The organism is Allotamlana fucoidanivorans (genome assembly GCF_006265225.1).
GTDB classification, from domain to species: domain Bacteria; phylum Bacteroidota; class Bacteroidia; order Flavobacteriales; family Flavobacteriaceae; genus Allotamlana; species Allotamlana fucoidanivorans.
The window spans coordinates 315215-331219 of the sequence record NZ_VDCS01000001.1 but is presented as its reverse complement, the minus strand read 5'-3'; the positions used below and the strand labels follow the sequence as shown (position 1 = coordinate 331219).

Here is a 16005-nt window from a genome sequence, read left to right as displayed (position 1 = left end):
CACCTATGTCTAACAAAACACCTTCCAGAAGATATGCCTTCTTTGCTGGCTCCTTTTTAATTACCCTGTTGCTTTATATTGACCGGGTTTGTATTTCATCAGCCAAAGATTCTATAAGTGCCGATTTGAATCTTACAGATATTCAAATGGGCTGGATACTCAGTGCCTTTGCACTTGGTTATGCGCTGTTTCAAGTGCCTGGTGGCGCTATGGGTGATAAGTATGGTGTTCGCAAGGTTATGACTTCCATTATGGTGCTTTGGTCTATATTCACAGCCTTAACCGGAGCGGCATGGAACTATATTTCTATGCTCTCATTCCGATTTATTTTTGGTGGTGCCGAAGCAGGAGCTTTTCCAAATATCTCAAGAGCGGCATTTTCATGGGTGCCGCTGAAAGAACGTGGTATATTTCAAGGCATTAATTTTTCAGGATCAAGACTAGGCGCTGCATTTGCCCTGCCTTTAGTGGCCTATTTAATTGATGCTTGGGGTTGGAAATCTATTTTCTATTTTTTTGGAGGTATCGGTATTATTTGTGCGGTTTTATTCTTCTATCTTTTTAGAAATAAACCTGAAGATCATCCAGGCATTTCTGAAGATGAAAAAGACTTTATTGTAGCCAATCGGCAACAACGAAAAGAACAAACACACCCCTTACCATTGAAGTCCATACTTGGCTCAAAAAATGTGATTTTAGCCATGATACAATACATAGGAAGCAATTTTATTTTCTTCTTTATGTTAACTTGGCTATTCCCATATATAAAATCAAAATATAATTTAAACCTAGTCACCACAGGTTTTTATGCCATGTTACCCCTATTAGCTGGAGCCGTAGGAAATTGGGTTTCGGGTTATACTGTTGATGCTATTTATAAAACTGGAAAATGGAAATTATCTAGACAAATTCCTGCCATTTTTGGTTTTATTCTAGTGGTTATTGGCATTTTATCTAGCCTTTATATGGACACGGCTTTAGGTGCCGTATTATGCCTATCTATAGCCATTTTTGGAGCAGATATGACTTTGAGTCCGTCCTGGTCCTTCTGTATGGATATTGGTAAAGAAAACTCTGGCAAGGTTTCAGGTATGATGAATATGGCAGGTAATTTAGGGTCATTTTCAACAGCATTGGCTTTTCCATATCTTATAGAATGGACAGGCTCTAGTGAGCCCTTCTTTTTCGTAGCGGCATGCTTAGGATCTGTTGCCATTGTATGTTGGTTATTTATGGATTCCTCAAAAGAAATACAATATGAAAAGTAAATTAAAAGGTGTTGCTATAGGGGCTGGTTATTTTAGTCGCTTCCAGTATGAAGCCTGGACCCGTATTCCTGAAGTTGAAATAACAGCGCTTTGTAATTCAAATGCAGAACGCGCAAAAGGCATTATGGAATCTTATGATGTAAAGCAGCATTATACAGATTACAAAGAGATGATTTTAAAAGAAAAGCCAGACTTTGTAGATATCATTACACCTCCCGAAACGCATTTTGAAATGTGCAAATTTGCTGCAGATCACGGTGTCCATATTATTTGTCAAAAACCTTTGGCACCTAACTTTGAAGAATCACAAAAAATTGTAGACTACGTTTCAAAGAAAAACATACGCTTTGTGGTGCATGAAAACTTCAGATTTCAACCCTGGCACAGAGAAATAAAAAAAATGATTACTAATGATGCTATTGGTGATTTGTTCAGTTTAAATTTTAGAAGCCGTATGGGTGATGGCTGGGGTGACGATGCCTATTTATCAAGGCAACCTTATTTTAGAGATTACAAAAAGCTTCTTATTTATGAAACGGGGGTTCATTTTATTGATACGTTTAGATATCATGCCGGAGAAGTTGAAAGCGTATATGCCATTTTAAAACGACTTAACCCTGTGATAAAAGGAGAAGACTCTGGCTTAATGATTCTTAATTTTCAAAACAAATCACATGCTATTTGGGATGCCAATCGTTACAACGAAAATAATTTTTCAAAATCAAGATACACTTTTGGGGAGTATCTAATTGATGGCTCAAAAGGTTCTATAAGATTGTATTCTGACGGAAATATCACCTTACAAAAATTAGGCGAACCAGAACAAATACACAAATATGTTCATAATGATATAGGCTTTGCAGGAGATTGTTGTTACATCTTTCAAAGAAACTTTATTGATAATCTTATAGCTGGGAAACCTTTTGAAACAGATGGACATAACTATTTAAAAACTTTAAAAGTTCAGGAGGCCGTTTATGAATCAGCCAAAAACAACACACCTGTAACACTTTAACACTTAGACAACTAAACTAAAACACAAATAAATACAAATGAAAAGACTATTAACACTATCAGGATGTTTTCTACTGATACTTGGTGCTCTAAACGCGCAGCAAAGAAATGTGTCTGTTGAAGGCGCATTAAAAAAATGGCATAAGGTAACATTAAACTTTCAAGGGAAAGACTTAAGTGAAAATGACGCTATAAATCCGTTTTTAAACTATCGCCTTAACGTCATTTTCAGTAATAAAAATAAAACCTATGTAATTCCTGGGTTTTATGCTGCCGATGGTAATGCTGCAGAAACCAGTGCTACAAAAGGAAATGTTTGGAAAGTAAGGTTTATGCCTGATGCCATTGGTGAATGGAGCTATAAAGTATCTTTTAGAAAAGGAGAAAATATAGCGGTAAACGATGAGATTAATGCTGGAGAACCCGTTGATTTTGATGGGGTTCAGGGAACATTTACCATTACAGAAGCTGATGCAACGGGATCTGATTTTAGAACCAAAGGACGTTTGCAATATGTTGGAGAACGTTATTTAAAGCATGCCGATACTCATGAATCTTTTATTAAAGGTGGTGCTGATAGCCCTGAAAGTTTCCTTGGCTATTATGAATTTGATCAAACACCTGCGTCGCATAAATACGAACCGCATGCTCAAGATTGGAAAACAGGAAACCCAACCTGGCAAAATGGAAAGGGCAAAAACATTATTGGTGCTCTTAACTATTTAGCGTCAAAAAAAATGAATTCTGTCTATTTCTTAACTATGAATATTCAAGGTGATGGCAAAGATGTATGGCCTTGGACGAGCGAACATGAACGCTACCGTTTTGATTGTAGTAAACTAGACCAATGGGAAATCGTTTTTGATCATATGGATGACTTAGGTTTAATGCTTCATATAGTAACTCAAGAAACCGAAAACGAGCTGTTACTTGATATTGGTGAAACCCGTGTACAACGTAAATTATACTACCGTGAGTTAATTGCCCGGTTTGCGCATCACTTAGGTATTACCTGGAATTTAGGCGAAGAAAACGGTTGGCAAGTTTGGACACCTAAGGCTCAAAATGACAAGGATAGAAAAGCTATGGCACGTTACATCAAACAACATGATCCTTATCAAAATTATGTTGCTCTTCATACACATGCAACAACTAAAGGTCAAGATTTGTTTTTAACACCTCTTTTAGGATATGAATACTTAGATGGTCCATCATTACAAACACACCATCCACATGATGTTCATGATATTTCAGTAAAATGGATAAACGAATCAAAGATGTTTGGAAAGCAATGGGTTATTACTCAAGATGAAATAGGTCCGGCACACACAGGCGCAAAACCTGATGCCGATGACCCAGAACATAATGAAATTAGAGCCCAGGTGTTATGGGGAAATTTAATGGCTGGAGGTGCTGGCGTGGAGTGGTATTTTGGTTATAAGTTTGCCCACAACGATTTAAACTGTGAAGACTGGAGATCGCGCGACATTTTATGGGATCAAACACATTATGCCTTAGACTTTTTTAAGAGGTATTTACCTTTTGAAACCATGCATACGGCAGATGATTTAACCGCAAACACACATGATTATGTTTTGGCTCATCCTAGAAAAGTCTACGCTATTTATATCCCAAAGGTTGAAGAAACTATTTTAGATCTCACAGATTCAAAATCAAAATTCACAATAAAATGGTACAATCCTCGAACTGGGGGTGATCTTGTATATGGCACAGTAAAAACCATAAAAGGTGGTAAACCTATATCTATCGGGTTCCCACCTTCAAATGAAAACGACTGGGTAGCATTAGTGGAAAATACATCTAAGAAATCATCGAAAGCCAACGAAAGTCCTAAAACAACGCTAAACGCCTTGCAAGATTTTCAAATAGATAATACCTCTAAAGTCAATTACTATACAGAAAACAAGAGAGGTACATTGGCAATCAACGCTGCTAAAACAGAAAACAGAAATGAGTTTGCTTCTGCATTTACCATATTTAAGGGTAACACAGGATATTATTCTGCAACCTTAAATACGATTGCGGAGAATGATGGTGAATCTGAATATGCTGTTTATGTGAATAAGGAAAAGCTAAAAACGGTTTCTAATCCACAAACGCCATACGGATTCAAAGCAACCAGTCTTTTATTAGGTAAAATTTATCTAAAAACAAATGACACACTTGAAATAGCGTCAAAAGCCATGACCAATGGTAAAATACCAGAGGATCATGAAACGGCTTGGTCTAGAGGCCGTTGGAGTTCAATTATACTAAATCCTGTGAGCTACACTTTAAAAGAAGCCTTAAAAGATATGACTCCTTTTGAGGAGCAAAACGGATTTTTAGAAGTTGAAGCTGAAGATTATCATTTTAATTCAAATAATGAAAGCCCTAGAAAGTGGTACCTACAATCAAAAGATAATTCCGTTCCTTTTGAAAACACAAAAGAACACTCTAGTTCGGCTAGTGGTAACGCTTATATAAAAGCATTGCCTGATACAAGAGTGACTCATAAGGATCCTTTAATTCAAGGTGAAAACTTCTTTCCCGTTCCAGGTACAGGAGGTCTAGTTTCCTATAAAGTAAAAATTAATACACCTGGGCAATATTATGTATGGGTAAGAGCATACTCTAGCGGCCCTGAGGATAATGGGTTGCATGTGGGTGTTGATGGCACATGGCCAGAAAGCGGACAACGTATTCAGCTTTGTAAAGGTAAGCATGCATGGACTTGGTCTTCAGCACAGCGTGTTCCTAAAAACCATTGCGGATATCCGCAAACTATTACACTGAACTTTGAAACTCCAGGCGAACATATCATCTCATTTTCAATGCGCGAAGATGGTTTTGAATTAGATAAATGGCTATTAACTCAAGATAAAAATGTTATTCCTGAATAAGCTTATTGTCTAACTAAGCTAACTAAAAAAGCCGAAGGACTTCAGTTCTTCGGCTTTATTTTTTTGAATCTGTATTGCTATTTATTCGTAAAAATCTACAGCTCCAGAGTTTATGTCATACATACCACCAACAATTTTAATAGCACCTTGCTCTTCCATTTCGGCTAATACGGGGCTTTCCTTCCTTATTCTTGCAATGGTAAGTTCAACATTCTTTTTGGCTACATCATTCACAAAATCTATATTTTTTGAATTGCGTAAACTAGTATCTTCAGGCTGCTCTGTTTGCTGTACGGCCGGGGTAATTTTTTCTAACATTTTGGTTAGGTTTCCTAATTTAGCATCATCACAAGCGCCTTTTATAGCCCCACAGCTTGTATGCCCTAAAACAACTATCAATTTAGTCCCTGCTAGTTTACAAGCAAACTCCATGCTCCCTAAAATATCTTCATTCACAAAATTACCTGCTATTCTTACGCTAAAAATATCGCCTAAACCTTGGTCAAACACAAGTTCAGCAGACACTCTAGAATCAATACAACTTAAAATAGTAGCAAAAGGAAATTGACCGTCACTCGTATCATTAACTTGTTCTAATAAATTTCTATTGGCTTTTAAATTTCTTTGAAATCTGAAGTTGCCTTCCTTTAAAAATGCTAATGCCTTTTCTGGAGTCATTGTGGCTTGTGTTTCTTTTGTATGTGCCTTCATAATTCTATTTATTTTTATTTATTGTATTGCTAACCTTTCTTCTCCTGTAATTAGCAATGAAACATTTAATTTGTTTACCAAGTGTTTTACATCTGAAATTAAAGATTTTGAATGATATCTTTTTCTATTCACACATAACAGATTAACATTCTTTTTAGATAGGTATTTAGCAAGATTGTCAATAGCCCCGTCATTTTCCTGAAACACATAATTTATGGCTTTTTTACCATGGAAACTAAGCGTGTTTTGCATTGCAGAAGCTCCTGCTACTATTTGAAAAGAACTTAAAGGTTCTTGTGTGTAATTCATTAAGTGCTGCGCAAACTCTAAATTCAAACGATTTGTATCTTCATTTAACACTCCTAATGATAAGGCCTTATCATGTTCTATAACATTATTGTTTGCGGCTATCATTATAGCTCCACGATGTTTTTTCATGATAAAGCTTGTTATATCGTCACCCACAAACTTAAACCATTTAAATTTTCTTTTTCCTAAAACAATAATATCTGGTTTACTTTGATCTATAAACCTTGCCATTTCACTTTTTATATGCCCTACAGAAAAGGAATAGTTAATAACCAAATCGTGAGATGTAGAAAGAGAATTTATAAGGGTACTCAGTTTTTTACGAGTAGCAAAATGAGATTTGTTAATAAGTCTTTTTGCTGAAAGCGGATTATCTTGTCCAACAATGTCTGTGGGCTTTTCTACATGAAAAAAATCGATTTCAGCATGAATCATTTTAGCAAGACTTACTGTACTTCTCATGATGGTCTCTTCAGTTCCTTTCATATCCGAAAGCACTAAAATTTTATATTGTTTTTTCTTCATGATTTTTAGCTTAAACTTAAACTTGATTTTGGTCTGGTTCTAAAGAATTCTTCAAAACTCTCTGGGTTTTCAACCACACCTCGCTTAGATACCAATTGAATATCAATATGTCTATCTTTTGCTATATAGGCAAAATCATCGAGAATTTCTATAACATCATTATCTAAATATCTTGTTTTTAACAAGTTCAACTCTAAATAGGTGTTTTCTGGAAGATTATGCAGCTCTTTTAAGATAGCTCCCTTGTTAAAAAAAGTAACCTCCTCAGCTAAAGTCATTTTTATTTTGTGTTTGCCATTGCTCTTATCTTCAATATGTAAGAAGTGAGAGTTTTGGTAGCTTTTTAATAGAATAACTATGATGCCAACCAATAACCCCAAACTAATGCCCACTAATAAATCAGTAAATACAATACCTACAACAGTGACTATAAATGGAACAAATTGTTTCCATCCCATGTTATACATTTTCTTAAATAAGGTGGGTTTAGCAAGCTTGTACCCCACAACCAATAAAACGGCTGCTAAAACCGATAATGGAATTTTATTAAGTACACGGGGTATTAAAATAACAGATATTAATAAAAGAAAACCATGTATAATAGCAGACATTTTAGTTTTACCGCCAGACTGTACATTAGCCGAACTTCGAACAATAACCTGAGTTATAGGCAACCCTCCAATCAATCCTGAAATGATATTCCCGGTACCTTGTGCCAATAATTCTCGGTTAGTTGGAGTTACGTGCTTTTCGGGGTCAAGTTTATCTGTTGCTTCCACACTCAATAAGGTTTCTAAACTCGCCACAAGAGCAATGGTAAACGCAACTACCCAAACATCTGTATTCATAATAGCCGAAAAATTAGGAAAGCTAAATTGCTTAAAAAAAGACGTGGCATCTTCGGGAATTGGTACACTTACCAAATGCGATTGAGAGATGCTTAAAGCCTCACTTGAACTGGTTAAACTATAAAAAACAATACCTATTACAACGGCAACCAAAGGCCCTTGAATGATTGTAAACACTTTAGCTTTTTTTGCTAAAATATTATCCCATATTAAAATAACAGCTAATCCTACAACCCCCACTATGAGAGAACCAATGATGACATTATCAAATACATGTAAAATAGCAGAAAACGTATTTTCTCCTGAAGCTTCAATAAAACTATCGGCACCTTCTGGCTCTGAATCATAGCCAAAAAAATGAGGTATTTGTTTTAAAATTATAATAATTCCAATACCTGTTAACATTCCTTTTATAACTGAGGACGGAAAGTAATACCCAATAACACCGGCTTTTAAAACGCCAAAAATAATTTGAATAATACCTGCTAAAACCACAGCTACTAGAAAGTTTTGGTAACTGCCTAGTGTGCCAATAGCCGCTAGGACTATGGCTGCTAAACCCGCAGCAGGGCCACTTACACCAAGCCTTGACCCACTCAAACTTCCCACAACAATACCTCCAACAATTCCAGCAATTAATCCTGAAAACAAAGGGGCTCCACTGGCTAGGGCTATTCCTAAACACAATGGTAAGGCAACAAAAAATACGACTATACTTGACGGTAAGTCATTCTTAAGATATTTAAACATACTATAATACTGTTTTGTCTTATGATATATACATCATAAGTATTAAAAAAACCATTACTTGAACGGTACACGAAAAACGAAATTATACTAGGTTATAATCGGGTGGTGGGGAAATAAGATTAAGGTGTGGTTTTTGGTATTTTTTAAAGAAATAAAACAATTCAAACTCTTCTAAACCGAACGGAATTGGAAGTTCTGAGTTTGTTTGATCCAAAACCAGTGGATCAATTTCCTTATGTTTTTCTCCCCCTTTTTCTTCTTCTTCGGAGCAGGTATAAAACGAAGAAACGTCAATAGAATCATCTACCATCAAAATAACTGTAGGTGCTGTAACAAACAGCAAAAACAAAATAGATAATGTTAAAGAAACTATATTTTTTGACATGAATTTAAAACTTCAAAGTCGTAAATATATACTTTTTAACAAAATACATGCAAATTTTAGAATTCCTTTAACATTTTAATATCTTCTGAAATAACCCAACCTGTTTTACCGTCAGACAATTTTATTTTTTGCCAATAATTGTATGTATCAACCACTTGAACTTTTGTGCCCTCGTGTAACCTAAAAACCTCTTCACTTCTTGGATTAGGATCACTCTTCACTTTACTTTCTTGCACAAACACAATGGCGGGGTTATCACGCTTATCTAAATTATATTTGTGAAACGCAAAGGCCAACGTAATAAATACTAACGCTAAGAACACTAAACTTCCTATAAAAGTTAGACGCTTTCGTAAGGTACTATAGGCAAAGTAATACACTAAAAACAATACAACAAACATAAAAACTAGAGCCACAGCGGTTTTTGCCCAAGTATCAAATGTTAATTTATGCGTTAGGGTGTTTACTATTTTTTTTAATCCAGCTTCAGGAACCACATCAATAGCATCAATGGTCATGTTTTGAGCAAAGGCTAAATTATTTTTTATTTCAGCATCATTAGGTTCAAGTAGTAAGGCTTTTTCATAAAAATAAATACTGGGCCCGATATTGTTAAGCTTATAATTAGCATTAGCTAAATTAAAATATAATGCTGCTGAATGCTCACCACTCTCAATAATAGATTGGTAATTATCTATAGCTTCGGCATATTTACCTTCATTGTAAAACGTGTTTGCCTTCTCAAAAACAGCTTGGTTTTGAGCCTGTATTAGTAAACAAGATAACACAGATAGTATGTATAAGAGCTTTTTCATATTAACGTGCCTGTTTGTCAATTAATGAAATTGTTTTTCCTGCCTTATCATAATCCTCTTGCATGGTTACAATATCAATAGGAGTGTACCGTGCTAATTCACAACTTTCAATGAGTGTAATAAAATCTTTTATCACTCCTTCCTCTACTTGTTTTTCTTCAAGTAAATCAGTGATGCGTTCTTTACTCAAATCACTGCTTTCAATATGCAATTTGGCTTTTAAATAATTATGTAACGCCTTTTCAAGAGCAATGTAAAAAGCTTCTTTATGACCTAATGATTTTTTAGCATTACTCAAATATTTTCGCACCAATTTATTAGCTCTACGTACTTTGTTTCCCGCTACATCAGCGTCGCGAATGGCCTTTTTCTTTCTAACTACAATAGCCAGAGGTATGGCTAAAAACGGCAATAAAAGTAAGCTCCAAAATGCCTTCGATTTAAAGAAATACACTTGTTTTATAGCAGTAAACTCGGTCTTTGTTTTTATAAAAGCAAATTGATCACTGCTTAATACCACAGACTGCTTGTTATTTGCTACAACAGCTGTGTCGTCATTGGTTGAAACACTTGAAGGTCCGTTCAATACATTAATTACTATTTCATCAGACGACAAACGTTTATAGCTTTTGGTTTTTAAATCAAAATACGAAAATGAAATACTAGGAATAGGATATTTCCCTTTGTATTGCGGTACCACCGTATAGCTGTCTTGAATACTGCCCTGCATCCCTGATAGGTTAGTTTTTACGTTTTCTTCATGTTCGGGCTCATAAACCTCTAAAGAACTTGGTAAGCTCACTTTTGGCAATTTAAAAAGCTTTAAGTTTCCATTACCCGATACCTTAAGTTTAAGTTGTAGTGATTCGGTGGCATCTAGTACTGTTTTAGATGCTGTGACATCCAAATCAAAACTTCCAACAGCCCCAGTAAAATCAAGCGGTTTTCCTGTTTCTGGTAGCGGTTTTACAGTAATGGTTTTATTTCCAGCCGATACCCTCCTGTTAACACGCGTCATCAAAACACTTCCAAAAATATCTCGGCGATTTGTAGGTACTCTCAGGGCAATGTCTAAACTTAAAGGCTCTAAGTCAAGCTTACCCGTTTTCTGCGGATATAACACTGTTTTTCGCAATACCAAGAAACGATAATCTTCACCATTGTATGCACCATTTTGCACCCGCTGGTCTTGCGTATTGATATTCTGACTCCAAAAATCATTATACCGCGGTGTATCAATTTCATTCCAATTATCTACCGCTATTTTGGGAGACACATATAACTTGTATACCACTGTAATAGCTTCATTAAGATATGGATTGGTTTTTGACACCTCGGCAACCAAATGAATATTCTCTGATGCTAGATAGTTAGGATCATTAGGGTCTTTAGGAATTTCAACAGCGGCGGTAACTTCTACTTTTTGGGGAACCGTTTTATAGGTAGTGCCATCAATAACTATTTTGGCCTGCGAGATGGTAAATACACCTCTTTTCTTAGGTGCTAAAAAATAGCTATAGGTTTTTTTATAGGTTCTAACCCCATTAATCCAAGAATTACTCACGGATTGATTAGGACCACCCACCACCATAAAATTTGAAAAATCTGGCGGAATAAAATTGTCGCCATCTTGATTCATAATAAAATCAATACGCAAACGCTCATTGATTCCTAATTTATGTTTACTCAATTTTGCAACAAACTCTACCTCTTGAGACGAAGCTATACTTGCTACAAAAAGAATTAGAATTATGGATAGGTGCCTTATGAGTTTCATATTTTCTTCACGATTCAGATGATGCATATCAAACTACGTTTACCAATCTTTAGCTGATTTAACTTTTACGCCTTTTTGTTTCTCTGCATTTATTTTTTCCTGTACCTGCTGCTCTTGATTATTCATAGCCTCTAGCAAATTCTTAATTTGCTGTGGTGATAATTGCCCTGGCTGTGGCTGTGGCTGCTTATCTTCTTTGTCTTTCCCCTCATCTTTTTTATCATCTTCAGGTTTGCCTTCATCATCCTTTTCTTTGTCGCTATCCTTTTTATCTTCATCGCCCTGATCATTTTGGTCGTCTTTGTTATCGCCTTCCTGATCTTGATTATCTTCCTGATCTTTTTGATCTTCGTTATCCTTATTCTCGTCTTGATTATCCTGATCTTGATTTTGATCATCTTGCTGCTTTTGTTCTTCAGCACAGGCTTTGGCCACGGCTAAATTATAGCGTGTTTCGTCATCAGACGGATTGTTTCGTAAGGCATTTTTATAAGCTTCAACGGCTTCTTTACATTGCTCGCTTTGCATCAATACATTGCCTATGTTATGAAAGGCTTTATGTTTTTCTTCTTTGGTAGTTGCCGACTTTACAGCCTGTTCTAATCGGTATAAAGCCTCTTCAAAATTTCCGTTTTTAATATAGGCATTGGCTAAATTATAGACCCCTGCTACCGATGTTGGCTGTTCTGAAATAGCCTTTCTATATGCCATTTCGGCCGAAACAATATCTTCTGAACTCAACTTCTCATTACCTTCATAAACATAATTATTAGCCTTTTTCATAGCCAATAATTGGGCTTTATTATCTTGCTGCGCCCAAGAAAATAATGTGGTAAATATGATAATGTATGTTACAATGTGTTTCATAATATTCTGTCCTAATTTTATACATCAGACGGTTTTTTCACTCTTTCTAAAATATAAAACCTCTTTATTTATTTCAGTTAAAGAACTTATAAATTATAGTGCTTTCACAGAAACTATAAATTCTCATTAAATAAATTTAATTTTTTCAGCCATGCTGTTTTTCGTTCTAAAAGAAATACATCGAGCAATAAAAAGAATATTCCGAAGCCTAAAAACCATTGAAACTGGCTTTTAAAATCAGCAAATTGCTTGGCTTCAAATTCTGTTTTATCCATAGCGTTTAAAATCTCTCTTATATTTTCAACCACTTCATTGGTGTTTCTTCCATTAATGTAAACCCCATTAGCTGCACTAGCAATATCTTTTAAGGTGTCTTCATTAAGTTTAGTAATAACTGTTTCGCCTTCGCTGTTCTTTTTGTAATTTAATACCACACCATTTCGTTTTTCTGGAATAGGCCCTCCTTTTACATCGCCTACACCAATGGTAAAAATTCTAATACCTTCCTCATGAGCTTCTTCTGCAACCGAAGCCGATGCTTCACTATGGTCTTCACCATCTGAAATTATGATTAATACCCGATTGGTTTGTTGCTCATCATCAAAATAAGTTTTAGCCAATGAAATAGCCTCGTTAATGGCAGTTCCCTGTGACGATAACATATCGGTATTCATACTTTGTAAAAACATCTTTGCCGATGCATAATCCGTTGTAATGGGTAACTGCGGAAACGCTTTACCAGCATACGCAATAATTCCCACCCGATCACTAGCCAAATTATTGATAATTTGGGTAACCAACTGTTTTGATTTTTCAAGACGGTTTGGTGCAATATCTTCGGCTAACATACTTTTTGAAACATCCACTGCAAAAACAATATCAACCCCTTCACGTTTCACCGTTTCTAACTTGGTTCCTATTTTAGGGTTTACCAGAGCGATGGTTAAACAGAAAAAGGCCAAACTCAATACAATAACTTTAAGAGCGCCTTTAAAAATAGACTTATTGGGACATAACTTATTAAGTAATCTTTTATCAGAAAATTTACTTTGTACCCTGTATCTCCAAAATTGAAGCACCAAAAAGAGAAGGATAATTACCGGAATAATTCCCAATGCCCAAAACCATATTTTTTCTTCTAATTGATACATTGTATATTCTTTTGTTTATACGAAACTTCTAAAAACAGTATTACGTAATAGCAACTCTACCAATAATAAAATACCCGCTAAAATAACTAGAAATCGATATTTCTCATCATAATTATAAAACTTAAATTCTTCAATTTCAGTTTTTTCTAACTTATTAATTTCCTCATAAATGGCTTCAAGCTTTTCATTATCTGTAGCTCTAAAATACTTTCCGCCTGTGGCTTCGGCTATTTCCTTCAGCAATACTTCATCTATTTCAACCTGTATTCTTCCATATTGAAAATTACCGTTAGGCAAAATAGCCACTGGAGATAAAGCCATACCATTGGTACCTAAACCAATGGTATACGTTTTAATACCGTATTCAACGGCCAATTCACTAGCTATTTTAGGATCTATAAACCCTGAATTATTTACACCATCGGTTAGTAATATAATGACCTTACTAGCTGCTTTACTGTCTTTTAACCTATTTACGGCCGTAGCTAGTCCCATACCAATGGCTGTACCGCCTTCAATAATAGTATTGTATTTAATACTTTTTAAAGAACGAAGCACTATAGCTTTATCACTAGTAATAGGTGTTTTCGTATAGCTTTCTCCAGCATATTCAACCAAACCGATTCTATCATTAGGGCGATCTTTTATAAAATCTGCCGCCACATCTTTTAGGGCTTCTAATCTATTTGGCGATAAATCTTTTGCCAACATACTGGCCGACACATCAATGGCCATAACAATGTCGATGCCTCGCGTAGTTTTAGTTTTTGTAGAAACATCAACAGATTGTGGTCTTGCTAAGGCCATAATTAAAAGAGCTAATGCCACCATTCTTAAAACAAACAGTGCGTGTCTTAATTTTGGTCTGATAGAATATGTTACTTTAAAGCCTTTTAACGTTGGCATTTTTAATTCCGCCGTTTGACGTTTGTAGGTTAATACATACCACAAAACAGTCAAAGGAATCACCAACAGAAACCAGAAAAAACCCTTATTTAAAAATTCTAAACCTTCAAACATTATTTTTCTGCCTCTTTAAGTTCCACTGAATTTAAAATACGCTCTACCATTTGCGCTGCATAAACATCCTCTTCCTTATGAAATATCATGATTTGTTGAATTACATTTTTTGATGTAAATCCTAAAATCACATATTTCCCTTTCTCTATTTGTTCTGTATTGGGTATTAAAGCATCCATAGTACCAAAAACCTTTAATCCCTCTGCTCCGTTGAGCGTAGTAAACTTTTCATTTTTAGTAATAATATTTTGGGCACCTGCCGATTCAAATAATTTTAAATTACCCTCAATAGCTTGTTGCAGATCAATTTTAGTTTCCCCAGAAGCTTTTAGCTTGGTTGTAGCCACTGTAATATGAAATCTATCAATCAAACTACCATAACTAAACTGCGTAATCTCTAATTGCTGTGCCATTTCCTCAGAAAGCTCAGGCGTTGTTCTTTTTAAAACTTTAGGCGTTGAGATAGTAACTGGTGGAAACCCATATTGACTGGTTACCCAATCTCCCTCAAGCAACTCTTTGCTATCATGACCAATAATAGTATCTTTTACGTAATTAAAACCATACCTTAAGGAAAATCCTGTAATGGTAGCTAATAGAAGAAATACACTAATACCAACGGTAATCCATATTTTTTTGCGTTTCTTTTTACGCTCTTGCTCTTGTCTGTATTGTTCATCGAGTAGCTTTTCTTCTTCTGTTGGTTCTGGCAAGGCTTCCTTAACGTGATCTATTTCAACATCAATAGTTTCTCTATCTAATTTTGCCAATTCAATATCTGGAGCCGATTTAGCAAATTTCACCAAATCTGCACGTTGTAAAATGTTTTGTAAATTTTTAATATCTTCTTGGCTAATATCAATTTGATTCCCTTCTTTAAGCAAGGTTAACCGATCTATTAGTTCATTGGTTGTACTTTCTAAGGCTCTATCATAGACCTTTTCTTCAAGATATTTTCTAATAATAAAAGTTAACTCAGAGTAATAATCCTTTAGATTCTCTTGTTCTAAATACGGGCTCTCATCAAGTTTTTGTAGTGCCAATTTAGCGCGATCATAAGGTGGTAATAACGCTATTTTCTCATCTTCGGTTAAAGGTTTTTGCCTCCAAATAAACCAAAACAACAAAAAAGCAACTACCGCTATAATTAATAGGGTAATCAAGACGTATTGCCACCAATTACTCGCACTTTTTTCAACCGCGATAATCGGTTTAATATCAAATAATCCCTCTGTACTATCTATGACCACGTTTCTTACTTCAACCTGTAAAGAATCCGTAAAAAAGGTTTTATCTCCAATAAGTATTCTTTGTTGTGGGATAGTATACTTACCTGAATCAAACTGGGTTAAACCATATTTTTTAATAAGATTATATCTGTCGTTATTTTTCAACGTATCAACATCGTAAGACTCAATCATTTCAAGAGGCGAGAAGGTTTGTCCCTCAGGAAAAACAACAAGCTGTGATGAATCGGTCTCTACTTGAATATGATAGGTGATTTGCGCTCCTATTTTTACAGAAGTTGAATCGATAGTAGATTTTACCTGTGCAAACGAATGGAACGCAAATAGAAAAAACATACCAAACAACACCACCACAGATGGCTTCTCACAAACGGTATATGTTTTAGTCTTATATGGTAATTTAAAATTCATAATC

General features: G+C 35.2%; 13 protein-coding genes. 3 read left to right on the top strand and 10 right to left on the bottom strand.

The features are described 5' to 3' along the window. Window positions 1-5 precede the first annotated feature (5 nt). Genes FGF67_RS01430 through FGF67_RS01420 form a run of 3 tightly spaced genes read left to right on the top strand, consistent with a single transcriptional unit; the run spans window position 6 to window position 5185 of the window. Complete coding sequence (locus FGF67_RS01430; RefSeq protein WP_139694668.1) at window positions 6-1268, top strand: MFS transporter; 1263 nt, start codon at window positions 6-8, stop codon at window positions 1266-1268. Then, the gene (locus FGF67_RS01425) at window positions 1258-2283 is read left to right on the top strand and encodes a Gfo/Idh/MocA family protein (RefSeq protein WP_139694667.1); all 1026 of its coding nucleotides are present in this window, start codon (window positions 1258-1260) and stop codon (window positions 2281-2283) included. Before FGF67_RS01430 ends, FGF67_RS01425 begins: the two co-directional genes overlap by 11 nt. A 37-nt stretch (window positions 2284-2320) precedes the next feature. Further along, on the top strand, window positions 2321-5185 hold the full coding sequence (locus tag FGF67_RS01420) for a DUF5060 domain-containing protein (protein WP_139694666.1): 2865 nt from the start codon (window positions 2321-2323) through the stop codon (window positions 5183-5185). Window positions 5186-5266: 81 nt separating this feature from the next. On the opposite strand, the gene FGF67_RS01415 is transcribed toward FGF67_RS01420, so the two are convergent. The 10 genes from FGF67_RS01415 to FGF67_RS01370 form a co-directional block, all read right to left on the bottom strand. After that, window positions 5267-5896: a carbonic anhydrase family protein gene (locus FGF67_RS01415; protein ID WP_139694665.1), complete on the bottom strand. Its 630-nt coding sequence runs from the start codon at window positions 5894-5896 to the stop codon at window positions 5267-5269. Between the two features lie 18 nt (window positions 5897-5914). Beyond that, window positions 5915-6730, bottom strand: a complete 816-nt coding sequence (locus FGF67_RS01410) for a universal stress protein (protein WP_139694664.1) — start codon at window positions 6728-6730, stop codon at window positions 5915-5917. A 5-nt stretch (window positions 6731-6735) separates the two neighbouring features. After that, window positions 6736-8328 carry a SulP family inorganic anion transporter gene (locus FGF67_RS01405; RefSeq protein ID WP_139694663.1) on the bottom strand — a complete coding sequence of 531 codons (1593 nt, stop codon included), beginning with the start codon at window positions 8326-8328 and terminating at the stop codon, window positions 6736-6738. Between the two features lie 82 nt (window positions 8329-8410). After that, window positions 8411-8713 carry a hypothetical protein gene (locus tag FGF67_RS01400; protein ID WP_233243978.1) on the bottom strand — a complete coding sequence of 101 codons (303 nt, stop codon included), beginning with the start codon at window positions 8711-8713 and terminating at the stop codon, window positions 8411-8413. Window positions 8714-8769: 56 nt separating this feature from the next. Then, entirely contained in the window at window positions 8770-9528 is a 759-nt protein-coding gene (locus tag FGF67_RS01395; protein WP_139694662.1) for an SH3 domain-containing protein, read from the bottom strand. Window position 9529: 1 nt separating this feature from the next. Then, entirely contained in the window at window positions 9530-11305 is a 1776-nt protein-coding gene (locus FGF67_RS01390) for a BatD family protein (protein WP_139694733.1), read from the bottom strand. 39 nt (window positions 11306-11344) lie between these two features. Continuing rightward, window positions 11345-12172 carry a tetratricopeptide repeat protein gene (locus FGF67_RS01385; protein WP_139694661.1) on the bottom strand — a complete coding sequence of 276 codons (828 nt, stop codon included), beginning with the start codon at window positions 12170-12172 and terminating at the stop codon, window positions 11345-11347. A gap of 113 nt (window positions 12173-12285) precedes the next feature. Then, entirely contained in the window at window positions 12286-13323 is a 1038-nt protein-coding gene (locus FGF67_RS01380; RefSeq protein WP_139694660.1) for a VWA domain-containing protein, read from the bottom strand. 15 nt (window positions 13324-13338) lie between these two features. Further along, window positions 13339-14343, bottom strand: coding sequence for a vWA domain-containing protein (locus FGF67_RS01375; RefSeq protein WP_139694659.1), 1005 nt, complete (start codon window positions 14341-14343; stop codon window positions 13339-13341). Continuing rightward, window positions 14343-16001, bottom strand: coding sequence for a hypothetical protein (locus tag FGF67_RS01370; RefSeq protein ID WP_139694658.1), 1659 nt, complete (start codon window positions 15999-16001; stop codon window positions 14343-14345). Before FGF67_RS01370 ends, FGF67_RS01375 begins: the two co-directional genes overlap by 1 nt. Window positions 16002-16005 lie beyond the last annotated feature (4 nt).

Excerpts from the sequence above, each read along its gene's own strand:
- FGF67_RS01430 (WP_139694668.1), top strand. The coding sequence starts at position 6 with ATGTCTAACAAAACACCTTCCAGAAGATATGCCTTCTTTGCTGGCTCC.
- FGF67_RS01425 (WP_139694667.1), top strand. The coding sequence starts at position 1,258 with ATGAAAAGTAAATTAAAAGGTGTTGCTATAGGGGCTGGTTATTTTAGT.
- FGF67_RS01420 (WP_139694666.1), top strand. The coding sequence starts at position 2,321 with ATGAAAAGACTATTAACACTATCAGGATGTTTTCTACTGATACTTGGT.
- FGF67_RS01415 (WP_139694665.1), bottom strand. The coding sequence starts at position 5,896 with ATGAAGGCACATACAAAAGAAACACAAGCCACAATGACTCCAGAAAAG.
- FGF67_RS01410 (WP_139694664.1), bottom strand. The coding sequence starts at position 6,730 with ATGAAGAAAAAACAATATAAAATTTTAGTGCTTTCGGATATGAAAGGA.
- FGF67_RS01405 (WP_139694663.1), bottom strand. The coding sequence starts at position 8,328 with ATGTTTAAATATCTTAAGAATGACTTACCGTCAAGTATAGTCGTATTT.
- FGF67_RS01400 (WP_233243978.1), bottom strand. The coding sequence starts at position 8,713 with ATGTCAAAAAATATAGTTTCTTTAACATTATCTATTTTGTTTTTGCTG.
- FGF67_RS01395 (WP_139694662.1), bottom strand. The coding sequence starts at position 9,528 with ATGAAAAAGCTCTTATACATACTATCTGTGTTATCTTGTTTACTAATA.
- FGF67_RS01390 (WP_139694733.1), bottom strand. The coding sequence starts at position 11,305 with ATGAAACTCATAAGGCACCTATCCATAATTCTAATTCTTTTTGTAGCA.
- FGF67_RS01385 (WP_139694661.1), bottom strand. The coding sequence starts at position 12,172 with ATGAAACACATTGTAACATACATTATCATATTTACCACATTATTTTCT.
- FGF67_RS01380 (WP_139694660.1), bottom strand. The coding sequence starts at position 13,323 with ATGTATCAATTAGAAGAAAAAATATGGTTTTGGGCATTGGGAATTATT.
- FGF67_RS01375 (WP_139694659.1), bottom strand. The coding sequence starts at position 14,343 with ATGTTTGAAGGTTTAGAATTTTTAAATAAGGGTTTTTTCTGGTTTCTG.
- FGF67_RS01370 (WP_139694658.1), bottom strand. The coding sequence starts at position 16,001 with ATGAATTTTAAATTACCATATAAGACTAAAACATATACCGTTTGTGAG.